Source organism: Haloferax sp. S2CR25, assembly GCF_031624535.1.
Lineage (GTDB): Archaea > Halobacteriota > Halobacteria > Halobacteriales > Haloferacaceae > Haloferax > Haloferax massiliensis.
Genome location: NZ_JAMQOO010000041.1, coordinates 1 through 514 on the forward strand (window position 1 = coordinate 1; position 514 = coordinate 514).

1 rRNA gene is annotated in these 514 nt (G+C 56.4%); it reads right to left on the minus strand.

The annotated features are described in order from the left end of the window. Positions 1–514, minus strand: a 23S ribosomal RNA gene (locus tag NDI65_RS22190); the annotation flags it as partial.

Genomic DNA, 514 nt, shown 5'->3' on the forward strand with positions numbered 1-514 from the left:
TTCTTAGAGGGTAGCTGCTTCTAAGCTCACCTCCCGGCTGTTTAGGGCTCGAGACAATCTTCAATCACACTTAATCCACACTTTGGGTCCTTAACCTGGCTCTGGGTTGTCTCCCTCACGGTGCACAAGCTTACCCCGCACACCGGACTCCCTGAGTCTACGACGTTCGTAAGTTCGGAGTTTGACAGGGAAGCGAACTCCTCTCGGAGTCCGGATTCCCAATCGGTCGCTCTACCTCACGAACTATCTCATCAGAGGTCATGCTTCGACATGTTTCGGTTGGAACCAGCTGTTGCCAAGTTCGATGGGCCTTTCACCCCTACACCAGAGTCACGAGAGGGTATTGTAGGACACCAACTCTAACGGGCCTCCACGCAGCTTTCGCCACGCTTCGCCCTGCTCCGGCGTAGATCACTTGGTTTCGGGTCGCATCCGGTTGGCTCCCCGCCCTTGAAGACGGTGGCCCTGGTCAAAGACTGCGGCCGTATCGGTTTCCCTATGCCTCCGGGGGTTC